Consider the following 9,722-nt stretch of genomic DNA (forward strand, 5'->3'; position numbering starts at 1 on the left):
ACATGGCCGTCTGGGCCGGTCTGCTGACCGGCGCCGCGGTCGTGGTCTACGTCCTGACCTACATCCGGCGGTACTACGGCGGCCGGCTCGCCCTCGACGTCCAGCACGACCTGCGGACCGAGATGTACGACACGATCACCCGCCTCGACGGCCGCCGCCAGGACGAGCTGTCCACCGGCCAGGTGGTCGGCCGCGCCACCAGCGACCTCCAGCTGATACAGGGCCTGCTCTTCATGCTGCCGATGACCATCGGCAACGTCCTGCTCTTCCTGATCTCCCTGGTGATCATGGCCTGGCTGTCGCTCCCGCTGACCCTGGTGGCCCTCGCCGTGGCCCCCGCGCTGGGCTGGATCGCCCGCCGCAGCCGCACCCGCCTGCACCCCGCCACCTGGTACGCCCAGGCGCAGGCCGCGGCCGTCGCGGGTGTGGTCGACGGCGCCGTCAGCGGCGTACGCGTGGTGAAGGGCTTCGGCCAGGAGGAGCAGGAGACCGGAAAGCTCAGGGAGGTCGGACGCCGGCTCTTCGCGGGACGTCTGCGCACCATCCGGCTCAACGCCAGGTTCACCCCCGCCCTGCAGGCCGTCCCCGCCCTCGGCCAGGTGGCCATGCTGGCAGTGGGCGGCTGGCTCGCGGTGCGCGGGCACATCACCCTCGGCACCTTCGTCGCCTTCTCCACCTACCTCGCCCAGCTCGTCGGCCCGGTCCGCATGCTCGCCGTGGTCCTCACCGTCGGCCAGCAGGCCCGCGCGGGCACCGAGCGCGTCCTGGAACTGATCGACACCGAGCCGACGATCAAGGAGGGCACCAAGACCCTCCCCGCGGACGCGCCCGCGACGGTCGAGTTCGACGACGTCTCGTTCGGTTACGACCATGAGCGTCCGGTGCTCGAAGGGCTCAGCTTCGAGATCCGCCCCGGGGAGACTCTCGCCGTCGTCGGCTCCTCCGGCTCCGGAAAGTCCACGGTCTCCCTCCTCCTGTCGCGCTTCTACGACGTCACCCACGGCGCCGTGCTGGTCGGCGGCCACGACGTGCGCGAGCTGACCCTGGACTCGCTCAGGGCCGCGATCGGACTGGTCCCCGAGGACTCCTTCCTCTTCTCCGACAGCGTGCGCAACAACATCGCGTACGGCCGCCCCGAGGCGACCCAGGAGGAGATCGAGAAGGCCGCCCGCGCCGCCCAGGCGGACCGTTTCATCGCCGAGCTGCCCGACGGTTACGACACCAAGGTCGGCGAGCACGGCCTCACCCTCTCCGGCGGCCAGCGCCAGCGCGTCGCGCTCGCCCGCGCGATCCTCACCGACCCGCGCCTGCTGGTCCTCGACGACGCCACCTCCGCCGTTGACGCCCGCGTGGAGCACGAGATCCACGAGGCGCTGAAGCAGGTCATGCAGGGCCGCACCACCCTCCTGATCGCCCACCGCCGCTCCACGCTCAACCTCGCCGACCGCATCGCCGTCCTGGACGCCGGCCGCCTGGCCGACATCGGCACCCACGAGGACCTGCAGGAACGCTCCGCCCTCTACCGGCGTCTGCTCACCGACCCCGACGAGCTGGGCGGAGTCTCGCCGGGCCACGCCGAGCCCGTCCTGCCCCGGGAGGACACCACCGTCCGCGAGGAGCTGGACGCCGAGTTCGACGCCGAACGCGGGGTGACGCCCCGGCTGTGGACCGGTGACCGCGAGCCCAAGGACACGGCGTTGTCCGGCACCCCGGCCACGCCCGAGCTCCTCGCCCTGGTCGAGGCGCTGCCCCCGGCCACCGACACCCCCGACATCGACGAGGCACGGGCGGTCCGGCCCGAGGATTCCTACGGCCTCAAGCGCCTGCTGCGCGGCTTCGGCCTCCCGCTCCTCGCCAGCCTGCTGCTGGTCGCCGTGGACGCCGGCATGGGCCTGCTCCTGCCGATCCTGATCCGGCACGGCATCGACCAGGGCGTCACCCGGATGGCCCTCGGCGCCGTCTGGTCGGCGTCCCTGCTCGCCCTGCTCGCCGTACTCGTGCAGTGGACCGCCCAGACGGGCGAGACACGGATGACCGGCCGCACCGGCGAACGCGTCCTGTACTCCCTGCGCCTGAAGATCTTCGCCCAGCTCCAGCGCCTGGGCCTCGACTACTACGAGCGCGAGCTGACCGGCCGGATCATGACCCGGATGACGACGGACGTGGACGCGCTGTCGACGTTCCTGCAGACCGGACTCGTCACCGCGTTCGTCTCGGTCGTCACCTTCTTCGGCATCATGGTCGCCCTGCTGGTGCTCGACGTGCAGCTGGCGCTCGTCGTCTTCGCCACGCTCCCCCCGCTGATCATCGCGACCTACTTCTTCCGCCGGGCGAGCGTGAAGGCGTACGAGCTCGCCCGTGAGCGGGTGTCCGTGGTCAACGCGGACCTGCAGGAGTCGGTGTCCGGGCTGCGGATCGTCCAGGCCTTCCGGCGCGAGCGGGACGGCGGACGGCGGTTCGCGGAGCGCAGCGACAGCTACCGGCGCGCCCGCATCCGCGGCCAGTGGCTGATATCCGTCTACTTCCCCTTCGTCCAGCTGCTCTCCTCGGTCGCCGCGGCCTCGGTGCTGATCGCGGGCGCGGACCGGATCGAGGCGGCCACGCTCACCACGGGCGCGCTGGTCGCCTACCTCCTCTACATCGACCTGTTCTTCGCCCCCGTCCAGCAGCTCTCCCAGGTCTTCGACGGCTACCAGCAGGCCACCGTCTCCCTGGGCCGCATCCAGGAACTGCTCCGGGAACCGACGTCCACCGAATCCGCCGACAAGCCGCTCGACGTCCGCTCGCTCAGGGGCGAGATCGCCTTCGAGGACGTGGACTTCGCGTACGGCGCGGACGGCGACGCCGAGGCCGCGCTCACCGGGATCCGGCTGACGATACCGGCGGGCCAGACCGTCGCCTTCGTCGGTGAGACCGGAGCGGGCAAGTCGACCCTGGTCAAGCTGGTGGCACGGTTCTATGACCCGACGGGCGGCCGGGTGACGATCGACGGCACGGACCTGCGGGCGCTCGACCTCACGTCGTACCGCCACCGGCTGGGCGTCGTCCCGCAGGAGGCGTACCTCTTCCCGGGCACCGTCCGTGACGCCATCGCCTACGGCCGCCCCGACGCCACCGACGCCCAGGTGGAGGCGGCGGCCCGTGCCGTCGGCGCGCACGACATGATCGCCACGCTCGACGGCGGCTACCTCCACCAGGTCGCCGAGCGCGGCCGCAATCTGTCGGCGGGCCAGCGCCAGCTGATCGCTCTCGCCCGCGCCGAACTGGTCGACCCGGACGTGCTGCTCCTCGACGAGGCGACGGCGGCCCTGGACCTGGCGACGGAGGCACAGGTCAACCAGGCGACGGACCGTCTGGCGGGCCGTCGTACGACCCTGGTGGTCGCCCACCGGCTGACCACCGCGGCCCGCGCGGACCGGGTCGTGGTCATGGACCACGGACGGGTCGCCGAGGACGGCACCCACGAGGAACTCCTCGCGCGGGGCGGCCGGTACGCCGAGCTGTGGCGGACCTTCGTCGGCGGCGCCGAGCCGGAGGAGCCGGTCGGCGTGGCCCGCTGACGGCCGGTGGAGTGTCCTTCTGGCGGTCGTGCAACCATCCGACATACGTTCTGCGTCCGTACATCAGTACGTTCATGGGTCGTGCATGGCTGCGGTACGGGAGGGACGACAGTGGACAGTGGTGGGATACGACGGCGTCTGGCGCTCGGCATGGCCGTGCTGGCCGCGTCCGGGGCGCTGGCGCTCGTGGCGCCGGGCAGCGCCCAGGCGGCGGACGGCTCCTGTGCCGGACACAGGGTGAAGTCCCTGCCGTTCTCCACCGGCACCGTGCAGGTCTACAGAAGCGACGGCTACGTCTGCGCGGTCACCCTCACCAAGAACCCCGGGGTCAGGCGCAGCATGTCGGTCAGCGTGCAGGCCCGCGGCAACCGGCCGGTCGTGGACAAGGGCCGGTACATGCACCGCGCGGGCCCGGTGACGGTCCACGCCGGTCACCGCTGCGTGTGGGTGAAGGGCTCGGTGGGCGGCGGCTCGGTGAGCTCGGGCTGGATCCTGTGCTGACCCACTGACGTCTCAACTTCCCCTGGTGTGACGGGTGTTGCTCCGATAGCTTCCGGCGCACATCTGTCTCACAGGGGAGTGTGCATGCGCAAGGCGCTCAGATGGCTGCTCGCGCTCACGGTGCTCATAGGCACGCTGAGCACAGCGGGAGCGGCCACCGCCGCGAACGCCGGCGGCGGCACGGACGTCGACATCAAGGACCGGCTCCTGGCGATACCGGGCATGAGCCTGATCCAGGAGAAGCCCTACACCGGCTACCGCTACTTCGTCCTGGACTACACCCAGCCGATCGACCACCGGCACCCGTCGAAGGGCACGTTCCAGCAGCGGATCACCGTGCTGCACAAGGACGTCAGCCGTCCGACGGTCTTCTACACCAGCGGCTACAACGTCTCCACGACCCCCAGCCGCCGCGAGCCGACCCAGATCGTGGACGGCAACCAGGTCTCCATGGAGTACCGCTTCTTCACCCCGTCGCGCCCCGACCCGGCCGACTGGTCCAAGCTCGACATCCGGCAGGCGGCCGGCGACCAGCACCGCGTCTTCAAGGCCCTGAAGTCCGTCTACACCGGCAACTGGATCGCGACCGGCGGCTCGAAGGGCGGCATGACGGCCACCTACTACGAGCGCTTCTACCCCCGCGACATGGACGGCGTGGTCGCCTACGTCGCCCCCAACGACGTCGTGAACGACGAGGACTCGGCCTACGACCGCTTCTTCGCGCACGTCGGCACCAAGGAGTGCCGGGACCGGCTGAACGCGGTCCAGCGGGAGGCGCTGGTGCGCCGGGAGCCGCTGGAGAAGAAGTACGCCCGGTACGCCGCTGACAACGGCTACACCTTCACCACCGTCGGCAGCCTCGACAAGGCGTACGAGGCGGTGGTCCTCGACTACGTCTGGGGCTTCTGGCAGTACAGCCTGCTGTCCGACTGCGACACGATCCCCGCGAACGCGGCGACCGCGACCGACGACGAGATCTGGAACTCGGTCGACACGATCTCCGGCTTCTCCGCCTACGCCGACCAGGGCCTCGAGCAGTACACCCCGTACTACTACCAGGCCGGCACACAGCTCGGCGCGCCGACGATCCACTTCCCGCACATCGAGAAGAACCTGATCCGCTACGGCTACCAGCCGCCGCGGAACTTCGTCCCGCGCTCGATCCCGATGCGCTGGCAGCCCGGCGCCATGCGCGACGTGGACACCTGGGTCCGCCACCACGCCCGGCACATGCTCTTCGTCTACGGCCAGAACGACCCGTGGGGCTCGGAGCGGTTCCGGCCGGGCGCCGGGGCCCGTGACTCCTACGTCTTCAGGGCACCGGGCCTGAACCACGGGGCGAACGTGGCGGGCCTGGTACCGGACGAGAAGGCCCTCGCCACGGCCCGGATCCTGGAGTGGGCGGGCGTCGCGTCGCCCGCGGTCGAGAAGAACCCGTCCGCGGCCAGGCCACTGGCCCGCTTCGACGCGAAGCTGGATGTGCGGGACGTGGAGCGGGAGCCGGCCCTGCGGCCGTAGCGCCAAGGCGGCAGCGACCGACGGCGGATCCGGTTCGGCCGGACTCCGCCGTCGGGCACGCGCCGGCGGGGGCGGGCGAGCCGTCTCACACCCGCCGGGCACACCCCACCGGCTCCGCGCCGCCCAGTTGTACGTACAGCGCGGTCGACGCCGGGCACTTGGTGCGGCTGGTCACCGCCTTGGTGACCCGGTACTGGGGCTTGCGCTTCCCCGAGCCGTCGCAGGCCGTCTCGCGGACCTGTCCGTCGCCCGAGCCGTAGACGCAGTCGCCGGCGATCGTGCGCGGGCCGCCACCGCCGCCGGGGTCGCCCGGGTGCGGGGGTTCGAGGTTGCGCATGCAGGCGTAGCCCTGGGGGATCGTTCCGTCGCCGTTCTCGCCGCTCGACGGGCGCTGTTCGCTGATGTGGAGCACGAAGTCGGTCGTCGCGGGGCACAGCGGGCCGTCGCCCACCTTGGCGTCGTAGCGGGCGACGACCCGGGCGGCGGCCCGTTCACCGGTGCAGGGCACCTCGGTGAAGCTCGTCGTGCCGAAGGAACTGCACTCGTCGACCGCGAGGAACTGGGCGCCGTAGCCGGAGGGCCGCGCGGGCGCCGGTTTCACCCCGGGTCCTGCGGCGTCCGGCGCTCGCCCGCAGCCCGTCGTCACCAGGGCGACGACCAGCACCGGCAGTGCGCAGACCACCCCCACGGTCCGTCTCCCGCCCATCGCACTCCCCCCAGACCCTCCCTCCAGCGTGGCCCGCGACGGCGGGCACACGCCAGAGGTGTGGGAGGCTTTCCGCCAGTTGGCAGTGTTACGCCCGGTCTGTGTCGTAAGTCTGGTACGACAGTCCGTGGCCGATGGGGTACAGCACCTGTGTCGGATCGTCCGCCCGCTGCACCGGCACCGGCAGTTTCCCGCGCGGGTTCACCCGTCCGGCGACGACCCGCGCGGCGGCGCGCAGTTCGACGTCGGTCCAGGAGTAGCTGGCCAGGCAGCCGGGGACGGTGGGCAGTTGCGCCACGTCGTACGGGTTGCGGACGGCCAGCGCCACCACCGGTCTCCCGGTGCCCACCAGCCGCTCCACCAGTGTCTTCTGGCTGCTCGCCGCCGTGACGTTGTACGTCGCCACGACCACCGCGTCCGCGTCCTGCGCCGCCGTGACCGCCTTGGTGATGGTTGCCGCGGAGGGCGCCGTGCCCGTGGGCAGGGCGGTGGCCTTGAAGCCCAGTTCGGTGAGAGCGCCGGCCAGGACCGTGGTGGGCGGGCCCGTGGTGCCGGACGGGGAGGCGGGGTCGGCGCCGACGACCAGGATCCTGTTGTGCGTACGACGGGACAGCGGCAGGACCGCGCCCTCGTTGACCAGGAGGGTCGTCGTCCGGTCGGCGACGCGGTCGGCCGCCGCGAGATGGGCCGGCGTGCCGACCACGCGGTCGACGCCGGAGGGGCTGACGTACGGCTGGTCGAGGATCCCCAGCTTCGCCTTCAGCCGCAGGATCCGAAGGATCGATTCGTCGAGCCGTGCCTCGGTCAGCTCGCCGTCCTGAACGGCCTTCAGCACGGCGTTCCACGCCACGTCCAGCGTCGGCGGGTTGAGGAGCTGGTCGACTCCCGCCTTCAGGGCGAGCACGGGCACCCGGTCGTCCCCGTACTTGGTCCGTACGCCCTCCATGCCCAGCGAGTCGGTGACGACGACCCCGTCGTAGCCCAGCTCCTCCCGGAGGATGCCGGTGAGGATGGGGTGGGAGAGGGTGGCCGGGTCGCCCGAGTCGTCGAGGGCCGGGAACTGGATGTGCGCGGTCATGATCGAGTCGATGCCGGCCCTGATCGCCGCCCGGAAGGGCACCGCGTCCAGCCGCTCCCACAGCTCCCGGCTGTGCGTGATGACCGGGAAGCCGTAGTGGCTGTCCACGGCGGTGTCGCCGTGTCCGGGGAAGTGCTTGGCGGTGGCCGCGACCCGGGACGACTGATACCCCTTCACCTCGGCGGCCACCAGTCCGGCGACCGCGTCCGGGTCGGCGCCGAAGGACCGTACGCCGATGACCGGGTTGGCGGGGTTGACGTTCACGTCGGCGTCGGGGGAGTAGTCCTGGTTGATGCCGATGGCGCGCAGTTCGGCGCCGGAGATCCGGCCGAGGGCGCGGGCGTCGGAGCGGGAGCCGCCCGCCCCGACGGCCATGGCGCCCGGAAAGAGCGTCGCGGGCCTGCCGACCCGGCAGACGATGCCGTGTTCCTGGTCGGTGGCGATGAGCAGGGGGAGTCCGCGGGGCTGCTCCAGCGAGGCCCGCTGGATGCCGTTGGACAGGTCGGCGATCTGGTGGGGGTCGCGCGTGTTGTGGGTCCAGGTGAAGTAGATGATGCCGCCGACGCGGTACCTGGCGATGAGTTCGGCGGCCGTGCGCACGCCGATCTCGCTGAGGTTGGCATCGATGTCGGCCTGGTCGGGGGCGGTGGCGGAGTGGCCGTAGACCCGCATCACGAAGAGCTGGCCGACCTTCTCCTCGAGCGTCATCCCTGAGACGAGGGCGCGGAGCCTCCTGTCGCCGGGGGTGGCGGCGTGGGCGGAACCGCCGACCGCGAGCGAGGTGGTGACGCCTGCGGTGGCGGCGAGGACGGTGCGTCTGGACGGACGTGCGGTGCTTCCCGTGCTTCCCGTACTGGTGTCGGGCACGTGCGCTCCTTTCGGAGATCACTGAAGGAAACTTCCGAGAAGTCACCCATATCCGGGAAGTTTCTGCCAGTCAAGGGAAAGCACAGTAACCAGACAGGGGCCGCCATCGGCGCAGTTGGAGGGGGGCGCGCCGATGACGGCGTGCTGCCGGCCGCAGTACGGCGGAGAGGGTGGTCAGCGATCGCAGCCAGCAGCGAGGGCCGACACCGCACTGCGGAGACTCGTCCGGCAGCCTGCGGGTTGGACGGGCGGCGAGGAGGCCGGGTTCCCCGGTCCGGGCGGATTCCCGGAAGTTGGTGCGGGGGTGCCGGGGGAGGCTCGTGCGGCGGCGCGCGGTCCAGTCGGCGGACGCACCGGCGCGCGGCGGGCCCGCCGTCGGATCATGGGGTCATGCCCGTAGTCGACATCCCCGGTTCCAAGTCCATCACCGCCCGCGCCCTCTTCCTGGCCGCGGCGCCCGACGGGGTCACCACCCTGGTGCGACCGCTGCGCTCGGACGACACCGAGGGCTTCGCCGAGGGCCTGACCCGGCTCGGCTACCGCGTGGGCCGCACCCCGGACACCTGGCGGATCGACGGCCGCCCCGAGGGCCCGGCGGTGACCGAGGCCGACGTCTACTGCCGCGACGGCGCCACGACCGCCCGCTTCCTGCCCACCCTGGCGGCGGCCGGTCACGGCAGCTACCGCTTCGACGCGTCGCCCCAGATGCGCCGGCGCCCCCTCGCCCCCCTCACCCGGGCCCTGCGCGACCTCGGCGTGGACCTGCGACACGAGGAGGCGGAGGGCCACCACCCGCTGCGGATCGAGGCGGCGGGTGTCGGTGGCGGCGAGGTGATCCTCGACGCGGGCCAGTCGTCGCAGTACCTGACGGCACTGCTGATGCTGGGTCCACTGACCCGCGACGGCCTGCGGATCCGGGTGACGGACCTGGTCTCGGTGCCCTACGTGGAGATCACCATCGCGATGATGCGGGCGTTCGGGGCCGAAGTGCGGCGGGAGGGCGATGTCTTCGTGGTCCCGCCCGGCGGTTACCGGGCCACGACCTACGCGGTGGAGCCGGACGCGTCGACGGCGAGCTACTTCTTCGCGGCGGCGGCCGTGACGCCGGGCGCGCAGGTGACGGTGTCCGGTCTGGGAGCCGGTGCCCTCCAGGGGGACCTGGGCTTCGTGGACGTACTGCGCAGGATGGGCGCCGAGGTGGAGACCGGCCCGGACCGCACGACGGTACGGGGCACGGGGGTGCTGAGGGGGCTGACGGTCAACATGCGCGACATCTCGGACACGATGCCCACGCTGGCCGCGATCGCGCCGTTCGCCTCCGGCCCGGTCCGCATCGAGGACGTGGCCAACACCCGGGTGAAGGAGTGCGACCGCCTGGACGCCTGCGCGGAGAACCTCCGGCGGCTGGGCGTCTCCGTGTCCACGGGCCCGGACCGGATCGAGATCGAGCCCGGCGAGCCGTTGCCCGGCGTCCAGATCAAGTCCTACGGCG

Annotated in this window: 6 protein-coding genes; 4 read left to right on the forward strand and 2 right to left on the reverse strand. The window is 71.8% G+C overall.

The genetic code is table 11. The features are described 5' to 3' along the window. The 3 genes from ACFW2E_RS32240 to ACFW2E_RS32250 form a co-directional block, all read left to right on the forward strand. Window positions 1-3,560, forward strand: a 3,560-nt coding sequence (locus ACFW2E_RS32240) for an ABC transporter ATP-binding protein (protein ID WP_384471013.1), incomplete at its 5' end; no start/stop codon positions are given. 111 nt (window positions 3,561-3,671) lie between these two features. Further along, complete coding sequence (locus ACFW2E_RS32245) at window positions 3,672-4,061, forward strand: hypothetical protein (RefSeq protein WP_384471015.1); 390 nt, start codon at window positions 3,672-3,674, stop codon at window positions 4,059-4,061. Window positions 4,062-4,145: 84 nt separating this feature from the next. Then, window positions 4,146-5,579 (forward strand): S28 family serine protease, encoded by a 1,434-nt coding sequence (locus ACFW2E_RS32250; protein WP_384471018.1) that lies wholly within the window; start codon window positions 4,146-4,148, stop codon window positions 5,577-5,579. 85 nt (window positions 5,580-5,664) lie between these two features. Here ACFW2E_RS32250 and ACFW2E_RS32255 read toward each other — a convergent pair whose 3' ends face one another. Then, window positions 5,665-6,285, reverse strand: coding sequence for a hypothetical protein (locus ACFW2E_RS32255; protein WP_384471021.1), 621 nt, complete (start codon window positions 6,283-6,285; stop codon window positions 5,665-5,667). Between the two features lie 88 nt (window positions 6,286-6,373). Continuing rightward, entirely contained in the window at window positions 6,374-8,230 is a 1,857-nt protein-coding gene (locus ACFW2E_RS32260; RefSeq protein ID WP_384471024.1) for a glycoside hydrolase family 3 protein, read from the reverse strand. 390 nt (window positions 8,231-8,620) lie between these two features. On the opposite strand from ACFW2E_RS32260, the gene aroA reads away from it, so the two are divergent. Beyond that, window positions 8,621-9,722, forward strand: a 1,102-nt coding sequence (aroA, locus tag ACFW2E_RS32265; RefSeq protein WP_384471027.1) for a 3-phosphoshikimate 1-carboxyvinyltransferase, incomplete at its 3' end; no start/stop codon positions are given.

Source organism: Streptomyces sp. NPDC058964 (assembly GCF_042741275.1).
In the GTDB taxonomy this organism is placed as follows: domain Bacteria; phylum Actinomycetota; class Actinomycetes; order Streptomycetales; family Streptomycetaceae; genus Streptomyces.

Bases quoted from the DNA above. Each gene is read 5' to 3' on its own strand.
- ACFW2E_RS32255 (WP_384471021.1), bottom strand. From the start codon at position 6,285: ATGGGCGGGAGACGGACCGTGGGGGTGGTCTGCGCACTGCCGGTGCTG.
- ACFW2E_RS32250 (WP_384471018.1), top strand. From the start codon at position 4,146: ATGCGCAAGGCGCTCAGATGGCTGCTCGCGCTCACGGTGCTCATAGGC.